Origin of the sequence: Catenulispora pinisilvae, from assembly GCF_015356865.1 — a bacterium.
Classification (GTDB): Bacteria; Actinomycetota; Actinomycetes; order Streptomycetales; family Catenulisporaceae; genus Catenulispora; species Catenulispora pinisilvae.
Genome location: NZ_JAAFZA010000096.1, coordinates 1 through 16,141 on the forward strand (window position 1 = coordinate 1; position 16,141 = coordinate 16,141).

The following is a 16,141-nucleotide window of genomic DNA, read 5'->3' on the forward strand; positions in this document are numbered from 1 at the left end:
CAACAAACCCAGCCCCCAACAAACCCAGCTCCCAACGGATCCCGCCCGCCGACCAGCGCGGCGCGAACTACCGAGCAAACGTTGCCGTCGCCTGACACAGCACCAGCTCCCAGAAGACCAAGTCGGCGGCACCGAATCCGGTGCCGCCGACTCAAGCCATGCCGTTCCACAAGCTCTCAAACCATGCCGTTCCGCAGGCCTTCAAGCCCTACCGCCCGCCCTACCGCCCTACAGGCTGTTGAACACCCCGTTCGAGATCGCGGCGGTGCCGCCGAGCACCACGCCGACCTCGATCGAGCCGCCGGCTTCCTCGGCGTTGAGGAAGCCGCGGGTGGCGGGGGCCAGGCTGGTGGGCTCGGTCAGGAGCAGGGGACCGTCCAGGGTGGCCATCGCGGCGCCGCCGGACAGGGCGTCGGCCCACTGGACGCCGGTGGCGACGCCGTACATGTGGGGCGTGCCGGTGGCGCCGAAGAACTGGTGGGCCACCAGGGCCGCGGTTTCGTAGCGGGTGGCGCCGACCAGGCCGTCCAGCTTCAGGTTGCCGGCCGGGACGGTCGCCGCGCCGAGGGTCTTGGCCGCGGTGTTGGCCGCGCCGCCGACCGGGTAGACGTTGGCGCCCGCCGGGGTGCCGGCCCACTGGTGCAGGAAGGTCGAGGTGGCCGGCGGCATCTGGGTGCCGTTGGTCAGGACCAGGACGGTGTCCGGGGTCGCGCCGGCGGCCGTGCCCGCGGCGAGGGCGTCCGGGAAGTCCTTCGCGGTGGCCAGCAGGACGCGCTGCACTGCCGGGTGGCCGCCGGAGTCCTTCATGTCGCCGGCCATCTGCTGGGCGATCGCCACCGAGGTGCTGAAGCGGTCCGGGCCGGCCACGCGGACCGGGTTGAAGCCCAGCTTCTGCACGGCCGTGGCCACCGCCGGGGACAGGGCCTGGTTGCCGCCCAGGAGGTAGACCGGGGAACCGGGGGCCAGGGTGCGCCTCAGCTCGTTGGCCGTCGCCGGGTTCAGGGACTTCGTCTCGGTCAGCAGCAGCGGGCCGCTGTCGTGGGCGGCCAGGGCGGAGCCGCCCAGGGCGTCCGCGAACTGGTCCGACCGGCTCAGGACCGCGCTCTTGGCCAGCGGGCGCTTGTCGGCCGGGGCGTAGAAGTCGGCCTGGTTGTCGGTGGTGGTCGGCCACAGCTTCTGGGAGACCGCGACCGCGGTGCCGATGCGGTCGTTGCCGGCCCAGCGGACGGCGTGCACCTGCGAGGGGTCGAGGGTGACGTGGGACGTCGGCGAGAGGTCGACGTCGTCCTCGTCGACCTGGATCGCCGGCGAGGAGCCGTACTGCCGGTTCACGTCGAGGAAGTACTGGTGGACGCGCTGGTGCTTGGCCCAGTCGGTGGCCGGGACGTACGGGTCGTTCGTCGTGGCGTTGAAGTTCGCCTGGTCCGACGTGGTGCCGGAGATGTCGACCGCGGAGATCTGGGCGGTCAGCGCCGGGTCGGCGGTCGCGTCGCTGAGCGCGCTGTGGCCGCTGGCCGGGTTCCCGGACGTGCCGTAGAGACCGAGCTTGAACCCCGTCCCGTTCAACGCGTTTCCGAAGCTCTTGAGGTACGCCACCACCGCCTTCGCGGTCGCGTCCTCGTGGTAGGGCTCCATGTCGACGAAGATCGTCGTGCCCGGGGCGAAGCCGAGGTTGGTCGCCTTCTGCACCGCGTCGGCGGCGTCCGTGGTGCCCAGGGCGGTCGGGTCGGCGCCCGCGGCGGTCAGCGTGGGGCCCTGCTGGCCGGCGTAGATGGCCCACATGCCCCAGCCGGTCGCGGCCTGGTGCGCGACCCAGTCCTTGGTGTAGCCGCCGTCCGTGGGCGGTTTCGGATTCGCGGTGGACGCGCAGTCCTGATCCGGATGATAGGACGCCCCGCCGATGTAGACCCCGACGCCCCGGTAGGGCGAGTGGGCGTACCAGTCGTCCATCATCGCCGAGTTCGGGGCGATGCAGGTGTCGAAGCCCTTACCGCTGAAGGCCGTGTTGGGCGTGGTGCTGGCGGCGTGGGCGCTCGTCGCCCCGATACCGACCAGACCCAGCGATCCCAGCGACGAGGCGGCTATAGCGGACGCGGTCAAACGAATGCGCTTCATTACGTGATCCCCTCCGTAGTCCCGACCGACCACCATAGAGGGGCTCATGCGCATCATCGGCCCTACCTCAACAAAGCGCGTAGTAAAGCTCACACCGGGACTGGCAGGTGCATCTCGAACCGGCAGCCGCCGTCGACGTTGCCGACCGTGACAGCGCCCGAATGCGCTTCAGCGATGCCGCGCACGATGGCCAGACCCAGCCCGGCCCCGGCGCCGACCGGGCTCTCGACCTCCGGGGTGCGGGCGGCCGTGCCCCGCCACGCCACGTCGAAGACCCGGTCCAGGTCCTCGCTCGGGATCCCGCCGCAGGCGTCGGTCACGGCCAGCAGCACCTGCGGTTCGCCGTCCCCGGCGGCCGGGAGCAGGTCCGAGGCCTCGATCCGGACGGCCCCGTCCTCCGGGGTGTGCCGGATCGCGTTCACCACCAGGTTCGACAGCGCCCGTGACAGTTCCCTGACATCGCCGCGCACCGTGGCCGGGGTGGTCACCAGGCCGGACAGCTCGATCCCGCGGGCCCGGGCCAGCGGCTGGCCCTCGGCCAGCGCGCCGTCCACCAGGTCCGCCAGCGCCACCGACTCCAGGGTCAGCCGCAGGGCGCCGGCGTGTATCCGGGACAGCTCGAAGAGGTCGTCGACCATGCCGGCCAGCCGGTCGGCGGCCTGCCGCATCTGCACGTGGTAGCGGGCCGGGTCGGTGGCGACGCCGTCCTCCAGGGCCTCGGCCATCGCGCGCAGCCCGGCCAGCGGGGTGCGCAGGTCGTGGGAGACCCAGGCGACCAGCTCGCGCCGGGACCGTTCCAGCGCGCGCTCCCGCTCCCGCGACTCGGCCAGCTTCGCCCGGGTGGCCCGCAGTTCGCGGTCCAGGTCGGCCAGCTCGCCGGTCATCAGGGCTTTGCCGTTCTGGACCGGGGCCGGGGCGGCGTCGCCCTCGCCGAGGGCCTGCAGGGCGCTGCGCAGCGTGCGGCTGTCGTGGGCCAGGCTGCGGCCCAGTAAAGCGGCCAGGGCCAGGGTCACCGCGGCACCGGACAGCGAGACGATGACCGAGACCCCGGCGTCGTGCGAGGAGATGAACATCGCCCGCGAGGCGATCACGATACCGGCGACCACCGCCAGGACCGCGGTCGCGGCCGAGGCGAACAGCGAGGCCCGCAGCGAGCGCCCGCGCAGAGCGCGCAGCGCCAGCCAGCCGATCAGACAGGCGCCGACCGCGGAGCCGGCGCCCATGGCGATGATCTCCAACTGATCACGCATCGAGGTCCTCCGGTGCTTCGAGCCGGTAGCCGACTCCCCAGACGGTGACGATCAGCGACGGCGCGGCCGGATCGGGTTCGATCTTCTCCCGCAGCCGCCGGACATGCACCGTGACGGTCGACTGGTCGCCGAAGGACCACCCCCACACCTGCTGCATCAGCTCGGCGCGGCTGAACGCCTGGCCCGGGTTGGCAATCAGGAACGCCAGCAGGTCGAACTCGCGGCCGGTCAGGGCCAGCGGCTCGCCGGCCAGCCGGGCCTGGTGCGCGGTGAGATCGACCTCCAGCCGGCCCAGGGTCAGCAACTCGGCGGGCTGCGGTGGTCCGGAAGCGCGGCCCCGGCCGTGCCCCCGGGCCCGGCGCAGCACGCTCCCGGCCCGCAGGACCAGCTCCCGCGGGCTGAACGGCTTGGTGACGTAGTCGTCGGCGCCGACCTGGAGCCCCAGGATCCGGTCGCCCTCCTCGCCGCGCGCCGTGAGCATGATCACCGGGACCTCGCCGAGCGCCCGGATCCGCTGGTGCACCTCGTAGCCGTCGAAGCCGGGCAGCATCAGGTCCAGCACCATCAGGTCCGGCAGCCGCTCGGCGGCCGCGGCCACGGCGGCCGGGCCGTCGGCGGCGCGCCGGACGTTGTAGCCGGCCCGGGTGAGGTAGGCGGCCACGACCTCGGCGACCGTGGCGTCGTCGTCGACGACCAGGACGTCCAGCGGCGGTTCGCCATCCGGGCGGCCGGTGCCGGATTCGTTGCCATACGTGACAGCCCCGGCGGCCGCGGGTTCCGGCGTGCTCATCGGTTCGCTGTCCTCCTGGTGGTACCGGTCCGCGGTGGGTGCGGTGGGTGCGGTCGTGCGGTCGTTGTTACGGTCCAAGGAAACACGGTACGAGGCCCTGATCGGGGCTTTCCACTCCTTACGGATCTGTGACGGCCCGGCGCGGGGCATCGCCGCGGGCGCCGGTCGGCGGTCAGTCTGAGCGCATGACAGAGGTTGCGGGCCGTGTGCTCATTCCGGCCCCCCGCGAGACGAGCGCGCGCTCGGCCCGCACCCCCGAGGCGGCGCGGCCGGGCCGGGCCGAACTGACCCGGCTGGCCGTCGCGCTCGCGGCGGTGACGCTGCTGACCATCGGCGTCTATGCGATCGTCCGCGTCCACGCTACCTCCGACTTCAGCCATGGCCGCTGGGCTGGAGTGATAATCGGCGTGTTGTTCGCGCTCTACCTCGTCGGCGCGTGGTCGGTGTCGGGGCTGCGAGTGCGGTGGGCCCGCTGGCTGATCCTCGGCGGCGCGGCGGCGACCCAGATTGTGGCGTTCACCACAGCTCCGCGTTTCTCGGACGACCTCTATCGCTACGTCTGGGACGGCCGCGTCCAGGCGGCGGGCATCGACCCCTATCGCTACGTGCCGGTGGCGACCCGCCTAGTCGGCCTGCGCGCCGGATCCGGCCTGTTCCCGCCGACCGGCCGCGGGCTCGACCCTTCGCACTGCGTGACGTCCGCGCCGGGCATCACCGCCGGCTGCACCCTGCTGAACCGCCCGCTCGTGCACACGATCTACCCGCCGGTGGCCGAGGCGTACTACTTCCTCGCGCATTGGTGGGGACCGCGCGGAATCCAGATCTCGGCGGCGGTGCTCGCGATCGGCGTCACGTTCCTCCTTCTGGCGGGACTCCCGCGGATCGGTATCGACGCCCGCAACGCCGTGCTGTGGGCCTTGTGCCCGACCGTGGCGATCGAGGCGGGCAACGGCGGCCACGCCGACGTCCTGGCCGTCCTGTTCACCGCCTGCGGGCTCCTGGCGCTGGCCTCGAAGCGGGTCGGTCGCGGCGGCCTCTTCCTGGGGCTGGGCATCGCGGCGAAGGTGACGCCCGCGCTGGCCGTGCCGGCCGCCCTGCGGCGCCGGCCGCTGCTCTTGCTGGGATCGATCGTCGGCGTGGTGGTAGGGGTGTATCTGCCGCACATCCTGGCGGTCGGCAGCGGCGTCGAAGGCTTCTTCGGCGGCTACCTGGACGAGGAGGGCTACCAGAGCGGCAGCCGGTTCGCGCTGCTGGACTCGGTGGTGCCGACGTCGCTGGTGAAGCCGGCGGCGGTGGCCGTCCTGGCGGTGACGGCGATCCTGGTCTGGCGCCTGAGCGATCCCGAGCGGCCCTGGCACGGCGCGTTGGTGATGGCCGGGGTCGGGTTCCTGGTCACGGCGCCGCCGTTCGCCTGGTACGCCGAGCTGCTGGTCCTCTTCATCGCCTTCGCGGGCTGGCGGAGCGTCGCGTGGGTCGGGGTGGCGTACGCGGGATACACGGTGCAGCTGGGCGGCACCGCGTTCCAGGGGTATGGCAGTGCTCTGGTGGCGGTGGCGGCCGTCTACGCGGGCCAGCTGGTTTTCAAGACGCTTCGTGTGCGATCGGCGACAAAGCGTCGCGAAATGACGGTCGCCGCCGAATTCGCCGACTCCGCCGATCGCGCTGCGGAACTCGTTCTGGACCGTCTGGGCCCGACCGACGTCATCCTGCCGTGCCTCGACGAAGCCGAGGCTCTTCCGTACGTCCTGTCCCGCATCCCGGCCGGCTACCGGGCCATCGTCGTCGACAACGGCTCCACAGACGGCTCGGCCGAGGTGGCGGCGGCGTTGGGCGCGATGGTCGTGCACGAGCCGCGCCGCGGCTTCGGCGCCGCCTGCCACGCGGGCTTGCTCGCCGCCACGGCCGACGTCGTCTGCTTCCTCGACTGCGACGGCTCCTTCGACCCCGAGGACCTGCCGAAGGTCGCCGACGCGGTCCGTGCCGGGCAGGCCGACCTCGCGCTCGGCCAACGCCGGCCCCTGACCCGCGACGCCTGGCCGCCGCACGCCCGGCTGGCCAACCGCCTGCTGGCCCGGCGGATCCGGAGTGAGACCGGCGTGCGGATCCACGATCTCGGGCCGATGCGCGCCGCGCGCCGTGAGGAGTTGCTGGCGCTGGGGATCCAGGACCGGCGGTTCGGCTATCCGTTGGAGATGGTGCTCAAGGCGGCGGGCGAGGGCTGGCGTATTGCGGAGACCGACGTCCCGTACGCACCGCGGACCGGCAAGTCGAAGGTGACCGGAACGGTCGGCGGCACCGTCAAAGCCGTCCGCGACATGCGCCGAGTCTGGAGGGCCGCGACCCGATGAGCACCCTGATCGTCATCGCGAAGGCGCCGGTCCCGGGCCGGGTGAAGACCCGGCTGACGCCGCCGTTCACCCCGGAGCAGGGGGCCGGGCTGGCCGCCGCGGCATTGGCCGACACGCTGGAAACCGTTGCCACGGCACGGTTTCGGCGGCGGTTGTTGGCTCTGGACGGAGAGCCGGGGTTGGTCGAGGTGCCGTCGGGGTTCACCGTCGTTCCGCAAGTCGGCGGCGGTCTGGATCGGCGGCTGGCCGCGGCCTTCGAACAAGCCGCGGCGCTCGATCCCGGTCCCGCGCTCCTCATCGGCATGGACACGCCGCAGGTGACCGGTCCGCTCTTGGAAGCGTGCCTGCCCACGTCGTGGGAAGACGCGACCATCGGCTTGGCCGAGGACGGCGGCTTCTGGTCGCTGGGCTTCCATCGTCCGCGCGAGGTGGAGCTCGATCGGCTGCTGTTCGACGTGCCGATGTCCACGGACACGACCGGGGCCGTGCAGCTCGGCCGGCTCACCGCGGCGGGCCTCAGGGTGCGGACGCTGCCGGTGTTGCGCGACGTGGACACCATCGCGGACGTGGCCGCCGTCGCCGCCGCGGCTCCCGCGTCCCGGTTCGCAGCCGCGGCCCACGCCGCGAGCGCCGACCTGCCGGTCCCGGCGTGAGCGACGAACGCGCCTGGACCGCCAGCGCGCCCTACGCCCGGGCGATCAACGATCCGTCCGCCCGGCTGGTCCTGCACGCCGACACCGGCGAGCACCTGGTGCTCGACGCGGCGAAGTTCAGCGCGCCGCCGGACGCCGTGGACAAGGCGGTGTTGGACCGCTGTCAGGGCCCGACGCTGGATCTGGGATGCGGGCCGGGCCGGCTGGTCGCCGAGCTCGCCGGGCGCGGCGTGCCGGCGTTGGGGGTGGACGTGGCGCCGTTCGCGCTGTTGCTGAGCCGGGCCAACGGGGCCAGCGCGCTGCGTCGGTCGATCTTCGACCGGCTGCCGGGCGCGGGCCGCTGGCCGCACGCGCTGCTGATGGACGGGAACATCGGCATCGGCGGCGATCCGGGGGCGCTGCTGGACCGGCTGCGGACGCTGATCCGGCCCGGCGTGGGGGAGCTGATCGTCGAGACCGAGGTGGAGGACATCGACCTGCGGTATCGGGTGCGGTTCGGATTCGCCGGCGGTTCGGGCAGCGCTTCTGCCAGCCCTTCGGCCGGCGTTGCTTCCACCGGCGTTGCTTCCAGAGGTAAGAACGGGGACGAATTCGGTTGGGCCCGCATCGGTTCCGAGGCGCTGATGGCGCTGGCGGTCCCGCTCGGCTACGTCGCGCGCCACATGTGGACAGCCGACAGCCGCCGCTTCGTAGCGCTCAATTACCTGGGCTAGCCCACCGGCCGGTTTAGTGTTGCGGACGTGATTTCCCCGCAGGACTCTGACCAACCCGACTACTCCGCCACCCCGCTCCCCAAGAAACTCGGCATCAAGCCCGGGCACTACGTGCTCGTCCACGACGCCCCCGAGGACTTCGATCCGCAGCCGCTGCCCTACGACGTGACCCTGGAGTCGACCGAGGACGGCGGGGTCGGCCCGTATGACGTGATCGTGGCGTTCGCCGGCGACCGCGCGGCCCTCACCCGGGACTTCGCGACCCTGCCACCGCTGATGGCCAAGAACGGCGCGTTGTGGATGTGCTGGCCGAAGAAGGCCTCGGGCATCGTGACCGACGTCAGTGAGAGCGTGGTGCGCGAAGACGCGCTCGCCTTGCCGATCGGCCTGGTGGACGTGAAGATCGCGGCGATCGACGCTACGTGGTCCGGCCTGAAACTGGTCTATCGGCTCGACCGCCGCTGACCCGGTTTCCACCGCCGTCAACCCCGTTTCCACCGCCGCTTCATCCCGTTCCGCCGCCCGGTTCGTCAGATCCGACATATCGCGAGCGCCGCGCCAGTAGGCTGATACGTATGCGGCAGCCCGTGCAGACCCTTCTTGAGCACGTGCGGCGTGGCTTGGGCGGCGTCGTCCTGCTCGGCGGCGCGCTTCCGGCGGACACGGCGGCGATCGCCGGCCCCGTCGTGGACGGCTTCTGTGTGCTACGTGCCGGAGGCGGCGGGCCGGTCGCGCAGGCGTCGGCGTTCGGCGGGCTGGCCGAGTTGGTGCGGCCGCTGCTCGACGGCGAAGCGCTGCTCGACGGTGAATCCGGGCTCGACCTCGATCGCGGGGCCGGTCACGTGGGCCGGGTCGCGGGCGAACTGATCGCCCAGGCCGCGGCCGGACAGCCGGTGGTGGCCGCGATCACCGAGGCCCACCTGCTCGATCCCGAGTCCGTGACGGCGATTTCCGTGGCCGTCCGGACCACCAGGGGAGCGCCGGTGGCGTGGCTGATCGGGCTGGACGACGTGCGGCGGGCCCCGTTCGGCGCGCTCGGCGCCGTGGCGGTCCAGCTTCAACGGCCCGCGCCGGCCGGCGATCTGCCGAAGGCGACCACGCGGGCGCTGCTGGTCCTGGCGGCCAGCGCCACCGGGCACATCGACGAGATCGGCGGCGCGCTGGACCACCTCGGGTTGCAGGTCGGCGATCTGGCCCCGGCGGTCGCGGACGGCGTCATCGAGGCCACGGCCACCGGCTGGCGGTTCCGCGATCTCGGCGTCGCCACGGCCGTCTACACGAACGCCTCTCCGACCGAGCGTCAGAGCACGCACACGGCGTTCGTCGACGCCATCCTCGGACTGCGCGAGACCGAGAAGGGCGAGATCCTGGCCCGGCACCTCGCCGGGGCGGCGGCCGGTACCGACGGCGCGGCGGCTCAGGCGCTGGGCTGGGCCGCGGACGGCGCGCGCCTGCGAGGAGCGCTGGAGGCCGCGCGGTCCTCCTACGGCCGCGCGGCGACTCTGTCCCCTGATCCCGGCGCGCGGGCCCGCTGGCTGGCCGGTGCCGCCGACACCGCACGGTTGCTGGGCGACCTCGGCGGGGTCGGCCGGGCGATCCGCGAAGCGCGGGTCCTGACCGACGACGCGACGCTCAACCAGCGTCTGGACCGCATCGCCGCCCGCACCTCGGCCCTGCGCACTCCGCAGACCAGGATCAAGGCTCTGTTGGAGGTCGGCGGGCACACCACCGCGATCGGTCTGATCCTGGCCGGCCGGGCCGTCGACGCTGAAGCGATGCTGGCTCCGGTGGTCTCCTCGGCGCTGATGTCCGATCCGCTGGACGTGGGGCCGCTGACGGTGCCCGCGATCGCGGCCGGGGCGATGTGGACTTGCGATGTGCGGGGCGCGGCTGCTCTGCTGGACCGCTCAATCGCACTATTGCGTGCGTATGGTGCGGCCGAGCATTTGACGGCGGCGCTGATCGTGCGGGCCGAGGTGGGCTATCGCGCGGGGCGCTGGCCGGCGGCGCGGGACGACGCGATGGAGGCGGCGGCGCTCGCGTCGCGGTTGGGACAGCAGCCGGTTCGGGCGGTGGCGCGGGGGTTGGCCTTGCGTGTCAGCGCGCTGATGGGTGCGCCGACCGAGGAGGCGTCGGCGCTGGAAGCGGAGTCCGCGGGGTCCGACGCTTATGTGCTGTGGCCCAGGCACGCGGTCGGCACGGCGTTCCTGGCCGAGGGCAAGTGGGACGCCGCGGTGACTGTGCTGCGCGGGGTCGCCGAGGGCCTGGAGCAGCTTGGGGTCCAGGACCCGTCGGTGCTGCCGGTGGCCGGTGACTTGGTGGAAGCGCTGATCCGGGCCGACAAGATGGCGCTGGCGCGCAAGGCCGCGGAGCGGGCGAAGGACGAGGCGGCCGCGTCGATGTCGATAGTGGTGCGCGCGGTCGCAGAACGCTGTCTCGGCCAGGTCGGCAAGGCGGCCAAGGCGAAACAGCACTTTGACAGGGCACTGCGGCTGCACGCCGAGACCGATGACCGTTACGAGGAAGCGCGCACGTTGCTCGCCTACGGTCGTCACGACGGCGACCGGGCGCGGCTGGAAGCGGCGGCGGACCGGTTCGCGCGCCTCGGCGCGTGGCCCTGGCTGGCGCTGGCCGAGGATGAACTCGCGGCGAAGCGGCCGGGCAAGAAGCTCGGCGCGTTGACGGCTAAGTAGTACATCTGGATGGGGTAGGACTGGCGTATGGCCAATCTCCGTTTCGGGATCAAACTCAGCCAGGACGCGACGATCGAGGAGTACAAGGCGGTTTGGCGGATCGCCGACGAAGCCGGCTTCGACCACGTCTGGAACATGGACCACTTCGCCAGCCTCGGCGGCGACGAGACCAAGGACATCTTCGAGGCCTGGACGGCGCTGGCGGGCGCGGCGGCGCTGACCTCGCGGGTCCGCATCGGCTGCTCCGTCACCGGCAACACCTACCGGCACCCCGCCGAGTTGGCGAAGATGGCGGTCACCGTCGACCATCTGTCCGGCGGCCGGCTGGAGTTCGGCATCGGCTCGGCGTGGGCGGAGAACGAGCACACGATGCTCGGGCTGCCCTTCGGCACCGCCGGCGACCGCGCGGACCGGCTGGAAGAGGCGCTGAAGATCATCACCTCGCTCTGGACCGAGCCCCGCACCACCCACGACGGCAAGCACTACCAGCTCAAGGACGCGATCGCCGAGCCCAAGCCGGTGCAGAGCCCGCACCCGCCGATCTGGATCGGCGGCAGCGGCCGCAAGCGCACCCTGCGCATGGCCGCCGAATACGCCGCGGTGTGGAACGCCGCCGGCGGCACCCCGGCCGAGGTGGCGGAGGCGTCGGCGGTCCTGGACCAGCACTGCGCCGACGTCGGCCGCGACCCGGCGACCATCCGCCGCTCGGTGCAGATCCGGGTCGGCGACGACTTCGACGCGCTGCAACAGACGGTCGAGGAGTTCGTGGCGATCGGAGTCAGCGACCCGCTGCTGGTCTTGCAGACCGACGACCCGGTGGCGCGCGCCGAGCGCCTGGCCGAGGTACTGCCCCGGCTGCGGCAGATCGGGTAGGACGGAGCGGGGATCGCGGGTAGGGCCGCTTGTATAAGGGGCCTTACCCGCGCGGCCGCATTACATGGCCGCATCAGGTGGCGGCGGGTCGTTCCACTGGCTGGCCGCGATCAGCAGATCGGGGATGCCGGCGTCAAATGCTCGAAGGCACCGCCGAGCCACGACGTCATCGCCATGCCCGGCCCATGACATCAGAGGGCGGAAAGTGACAATTCGCGGCGCGAAACGGCCTATGAGCGGCGCCTGGCGTCGCCGGACAGCCCTTACAGCCAACCAGGATGCGCAGGCTGTCCGTCTAGCCATGCTTGCTCCTAGACCGTTTCGCTCGTTCTCGAGGTCGACCGGCGGTTCCGCATGCCGCAAATCGTCACTTTCCGCCCTCTCAGGATCACCGAGGTCGGCGAACAGCCCGGAGAAGCGCTCCAGATCGGCCGTCCGGACAGGCGCGTCGGGGTAGCGCGGTGCCGACAGCCGGCCGCCGACGTAGGTACTCGCTCCGCGACATCCCCGGGCGTCCGGCGTGCGCGTCCAGGTCGGCCGTCACCTCGTCGGGAACATCACGAATCGGCAGGTCGGCCATGTCGCATTTCCTTGGATATCCCAAGATATCCCCACCTGGTGCCGCATCAGGGCCGAACCCCCGCCAAGCCGGCCCCGCCTCACAGATCCACCGGCGCCCGGCCCGCGCCGTCGCCCGCCCACAGCCGCCGGTCCTCCTGGTCCAGCGAGGAGTCGGCGAGTTGGCGCAGCATGCTCAGCAGTTCCGCGTGCTGGTCCGGCGACCAGCCGTCCAGCTGGTCGGTGAGGATCGCGCGGCGGGCGGCGCTCAGGGCGTCGACGGCGGCGTCGCCGGCCTCGGTGATCACGATCGTCTGGTTCGGCGGTGTGCCCTGGATGGCGGCGCGGCCGTTCGCGACCAGGGCGTCCAGGTGCGGGCGGATCTCGGCCATCGAGAGGTTCAGGCGGGCCGGGGCGTCCTCGATGCGGGTGGGGCCGTGTTGCTTCAACCGGAACAGGCCGTAAGCCTCGGGGACTGAGATGTCGATGCCGGACTTGGCGATGGTCTGCGTGTAGCGGTCCTTGACGTTCTGCCGGCTCGACAGGCGGGTCAGCGCGCGCTCCAACTCGTCGATCGAGGTGCGCTGGGTCGGGCCGGTGGCCGCCTCGGCCGCTCCGGTGCCGCGGGTCGTGGTGCGCAGCGGGACCTCGCGCAGGAACAGGGCGAGCAGGAAAGCCAGGATGCACAAGGGGATCGCGTAGACGAACACGTAGTGCAGCGCGTGCGCGTACGTGTGCAGGAACGGCTGTGTCTCCGACTTCGGGTACTGCTTGATGATCTTCGGGTCCTCGATCGCCTTCTGGAACGGGAAGGTCGGGTTGATCTTCCCGCCCGCGACGGCGGTCTTGATCTCGGCGGTCAGCTTGTTGTTGAAGATGGTGCCGAACAGCGAGGCCCCGAACGCGCCGCCGATCGAGCGGAAGAACGTCACCGCGCTGGTGGCCGTGCCCAGTTCCTCGTAGTCGACGTTGTTCTGCACCGCGATGATCAGGACCTGCATCACCAGGCCCAGCCCCAGGCCGAAGACCAGCATCGCGACCGCGTTGGAGGCCGTGGACGTGGTGTCCGTCATCCGGGACAGCAGCCAGGCGCCGACCGTCATCACCGCGGTGCCGATGATCGGGAAGATCTTGTAGCGGCCGGTGCGGCTGATCAGCTGCCCGGAGCCGATCGAGGCGAACAGCAGGCCGGCCATCAGCGGCAGCAGCTGGAGACCGGACAAGGTCGGCGACGCACCGTGCACGATCTGTTGGTACAGCGGCAGGAACGTGAGGCTGCCGAACATACATAAACCGACCACGAAGCCGATGGTGCTGCACATCGCGAACACCCGGTTTTTGAACAGGTGCAACGGAAGCACCGGTTCCTTGGCGTGTCTCTCCGCGTAGAACCACGCGATCAGGAGCACCACCGCCAGTGCTCCGCATCCGTACACCTGCCACGAGCTCCAGGCCCACGTGCTGCCGCCGAAGCTGGTGATCAGGATCAGGGAGCTGGCCGCCGCGGCGATCAGGAACGTGCCGAGGTAGTCGATCACCGGCTTGCGGTGCGCGGTGTGGGTGCGCAGCCCGATGGCGACCACGACCAGCGCGATCGCGCCGACCGGCAGGTTGACGTAGAACACCCAGCGCCAGCTGAGGTTGTCCACGAAGAAGCCGCCGATCAGCGGGCCGATCACGCTCGCGACGCCGAACACCGCGCCGACCACGCCCTGGTACTTGCCGCGGTCGCGGGGCGGGACGACGTCGGCGATCAGCGCCATCGCCAGCACCATCAGCCCGCCGCCGCCGACGCCCTGCAGCGCCCGCGAGGCGATCAGCTCGCCCATGTTCTGCGAAAGCCCGCACAGCGCCGAGCCGATCAGGAAGATGATGATCGCGGTCTGGAAGACCCGCTTGCGGCCGAACTGGTCGCCGAGCTTGCCCCACAGCGGCGTCAGCGCCGTGGAGGCCAGCAGGTAGGACGTCACCACCCACGAGATGTGGTTGGCGCCGCCGAGGTCGGAGACGATGGTCGGCAGCGCCGTGGAGACGATGGTCTGGTCCAGCGCGGCCAGCAGCATGCCCAGCATGACGCCGGCGAAGACCAGGGCGACTTCGTTCTTCTCGCCGCCGCCGGCGGCCGCGTGCCGGCCGCCGCCGGAGCCGCCTGAACTCGACTCTTGACTCACCTCACCAGAGCACCACGGAAACCGCGGGGGTGCCAGGGTGGGTGGCGAATGGGTGAGGCGTATCTCTGTTCGAGGGCTGAGGTTCGCCGGCCCGGTCCGGGCCGGCGGCAGGCTGGTGGAAGGCTCGTGGCGGGCTAGTGGAAAGCCACCGCGCTGTACTGCCGCAGCTTGTCCAGCCGGTGCTCGGAGTCGATCATCCGCACCGTCCCGGACTTCGACCGCATCACCAGCGACTGCGTCGTCGCGCCGCCGCCGGTGTAGTGCACGCCGCGGACCAGTTCGCCGTCGGTGATGCCGGTGATGGCCACGAAGCAGTTCTCGCCGGAGACCAGGTCGTCGGTGAGCAGCACGCGGTTCAGGTCGTGCCCGGCGTCCAGGGCCCGCTGCCGCTCGGCGTCGTCCTTGGGCCACAGCCGGCCCTGGATCACGCCGCCCAGGCACTTGATGGCGCAGGCCGAGATGATGCCCTCGGGCGTCCCGCCGACCCCGAGCAACAGGTCCACGCCGGTGCCGGGCCGGGTGGCCATGATGGCGCCGGCCACGTCGCCGTCGGAGATGAACTTGATCCGGGCGCCGGCCTGGCGGATCTCAGCGACCAGCCCGTCGTGCCGGGGCCGGTCCAGCACCACGACGGTGATGTCGGCCGGCTCGCGGCGCTTGGCCCGGGCCACGGCCCGGATGTTCTCGGCCACCGGCGCGGTGATGTCCACGACGTCCGCCGCCTCGGGCCCGGCGACCAGCTTGTCCATGTAGAACACCGCGGACGGGTCGTACATGCTGTGCCGGTCGGCCACCGCGATCACGGCCAGCGCGTTGGGCATGCCCTTGCCGGCCAGCGTGGTGCCGTCGATCGGGTCCACGGCCACGTCGCACTCCGGTCCGGACCCGTCACCGACCTCCTCGCCGTTGAACAGCATCGGCGCGTGGTCCTTCTCGCCTTCGCCGATGACCACCACACCGCGCATCGACACGGTGTTGATCAGCTTGCGCATCGCGTTCACGGCGGCGCCGTCGGCGGCGATCTTGTCGCCCTTGCCGACCCACCGCCCGGCCGCCATCGCCGCCGCCTCGGTGACCCGGGCCAACTCCAGCGCCAGGTTGCGGTCGGGGGCCTCGGTGTCGGACGTCGAGGTGTCGGAAGTCGAGGTGTCGGAAGTCGGAGTGTCGTTCGCCTGCGGGACTGCGGCGTTCATGAGTTAAGAAGCTCCTCGAGGAGGGAGACCGCACCGTCGCGGTTCACGAGGGATGTCGAGGGAGATCGTATCGAGGCCGGCGCGCACCCGGTACCGCGAAGTGGCGGGGCTCATGCCGGGCAAATGCCGGGGCGGGCGCAGACCTCGGGGGGACGGATGGGACCATATCCGTATGGCCCGCGTCTCCCCGTTGAAGAAGTCCCTCCGGGACATGCTGTTGTCGATGGCGGTGATCTCCCTGCCGATCATCGCGATCGTCGAGTGGTTCCCGCACGACGCCAAGAACCCCGACGACGCGGCCCAAACGGTCGACTACACGATCCCGCTGGCCCAGGCCCGCCGCGACCCGGACCTGCCGTTCCAGGCCCTGGCCCCGGCCACGCTGCCGGCCGGCTGGCGGGCCACGTCGATCCACGCCGACTTCGACCCCGGCGCCCAACTCCGCTGGGAACTGGGCTTCCAGACCTCCGACAACCAGTACGCCGCCCTGGACCAGGTGGCCGACGGCAAGGGCGTCGACGGCATCCTCAGCATCCAGGCCCCGGACGCCACCCAGGTGACCGGCGCCGGCGGCACGGTGACCGCCGGCGGCTACCAGTGGCAGGTCTACGTGACGCCGGACGGCAAGCGGCACGCGCTGGTGCGGACCACGGCTCCCGTCGGGACGGCCGCGCCCACGACGCTGGGGAAGGTGGGCGTCGTGGTGTCCGGGACCGGGAAGCTCTCGGAGCTGGAGACGCTTGCGGGGTCTTTGCAGTAGCTCCGGGCAGTAGCTCCGGGCAGT

Annotated in this window: 12 protein-coding genes and 1 pseudogene; 8 read left to right on the top strand and 5 right to left on the bottom strand. The window is 71.6% G+C overall.

The window, feature by feature from the left end:
- Nucleotides 1-228 precede the first annotated feature (228 nt).
- From IZR01_RS24825 to IZR01_RS24835, 3 genes are all read right to left on the bottom strand, one after another.
- Complete coding sequence (locus tag IZR01_RS24825) at nt 229-2,115, bottom strand: cell wall-binding repeat-containing protein (protein WP_194925254.1); 1,887 nt, start codon at nt 2,113-2,115, stop codon at nt 229-231.
- An 89-nt stretch (nt 2,116-2,204) separates the two neighbouring features.
- Nucleotides 2,205-3,365, bottom strand: a complete 1,161-nt coding sequence (locus IZR01_RS24830; protein ID WP_194895255.1) for a sensor histidine kinase — start codon at nt 3,363-3,365, stop codon at nt 2,205-2,207.
- Nucleotides 3,358-4,155, bottom strand: a complete 798-nt coding sequence (locus IZR01_RS24835) for a response regulator (protein ID WP_369125389.1) — start codon at nt 4,153-4,155, stop codon at nt 3,358-3,360. Before IZR01_RS24835 ends, IZR01_RS24830 begins: the two co-directional genes overlap by 8 nt.
- Nucleotides 4,156-4,340: 185 nt before the next feature.
- Between IZR01_RS24835 and IZR01_RS54360 the strand changes: the two are divergent.
- The 7 genes and pseudogenes from IZR01_RS54360 to IZR01_RS24865 all read left to right on the top strand — a co-directional run.
- A pseudogene (locus tag IZR01_RS54360) lies at nt 4,341-5,537 on the top strand (glycosyltransferase 87 family protein); the annotation flags it as partial.
- Between the two features lie 303 nt (nt 5,538-5,840).
- Nucleotides 5,841-6,503 carry a glycosyltransferase family 2 protein gene (locus IZR01_RS54365; protein WP_369125495.1) on the top strand — a complete coding sequence of 221 codons (663 nt, stop codon included), beginning with the start codon at nt 5,841-5,843 and terminating at the stop codon, nt 6,501-6,503.
- Complete coding sequence (locus IZR01_RS24845; protein WP_194925256.1) at nt 6,500-7,156, top strand: TIGR04282 family arsenosugar biosynthesis glycosyltransferase; 657 nt, start codon at nt 6,500-6,502, stop codon at nt 7,154-7,156. Before IZR01_RS54365 ends, IZR01_RS24845 begins: the two co-directional genes overlap by 4 nt.
- Complete coding sequence (locus IZR01_RS24850) at nt 7,153-7,869, top strand: class I SAM-dependent methyltransferase (RefSeq protein WP_194925257.1); 717 nt, start codon at nt 7,153-7,155, stop codon at nt 7,867-7,869. Before IZR01_RS24845 ends, IZR01_RS24850 begins: the two co-directional genes overlap by 4 nt.
- A 27-nt stretch (nt 7,870-7,896) precedes the next feature.
- Complete coding sequence (locus IZR01_RS24855) at nt 7,897-8,334, top strand: hypothetical protein (protein ID WP_228554819.1); 438 nt, start codon at nt 7,897-7,899, stop codon at nt 8,332-8,334.
- A 110-nt stretch (nt 8,335-8,444) separates the two neighbouring features.
- Nucleotides 8,445-10,562, top strand: a complete 2,118-nt coding sequence (locus IZR01_RS24860) for a hypothetical protein (RefSeq protein WP_194925258.1) — start codon at nt 8,445-8,447, stop codon at nt 10,560-10,562.
- Nucleotides 10,563-10,589: 27 nt separating this feature from the next.
- Nucleotides 10,590-11,435 carry a TIGR03560 family F420-dependent LLM class oxidoreductase gene (locus tag IZR01_RS24865; RefSeq protein ID WP_194925259.1) on the top strand — a complete coding sequence of 282 codons (846 nt, stop codon included), beginning with the start codon at nt 10,590-10,592 and terminating at the stop codon, nt 11,433-11,435.
- A 659-nt stretch (nt 11,436-12,094) separates the two neighbouring features.
- On the opposite strand, the gene IZR01_RS24870 is transcribed toward IZR01_RS24865, so the two are convergent.
- Both IZR01_RS24870 and glpX read right to left on the bottom strand, forming a co-directional pair.
- Nucleotides 12,095-14,164 (bottom strand): MFS transporter, encoded by a 2,070-nt coding sequence (locus IZR01_RS24870; protein WP_323746386.1) that lies wholly within the window; start codon nt 14,162-14,164, stop codon nt 12,095-12,097.
- Nucleotides 14,165-14,298: 134 nt separating this feature from the next.
- Complete coding sequence (glpX, locus tag IZR01_RS24875) at nt 14,299-15,357, bottom strand: class II fructose-bisphosphatase (RefSeq protein ID WP_228560164.1); 1,059 nt, start codon at nt 15,355-15,357, stop codon at nt 14,299-14,301.
- A 172-nt stretch (nt 15,358-15,529) separates the two neighbouring features.
- Here glpX and IZR01_RS24880 point away from each other — a divergent pair, with 172 nt between their 5' ends.
- The gene (locus IZR01_RS24880) at nt 15,530-16,117 is read left to right on the top strand and encodes a DUF4245 domain-containing protein (protein WP_194895261.1); all 588 of its coding nucleotides are present in this window, start codon (nt 15,530-15,532) and stop codon (nt 16,115-16,117) included.
- The last annotated feature ends 24 nt before the right edge of the window (nt 16,118-16,141 follow it).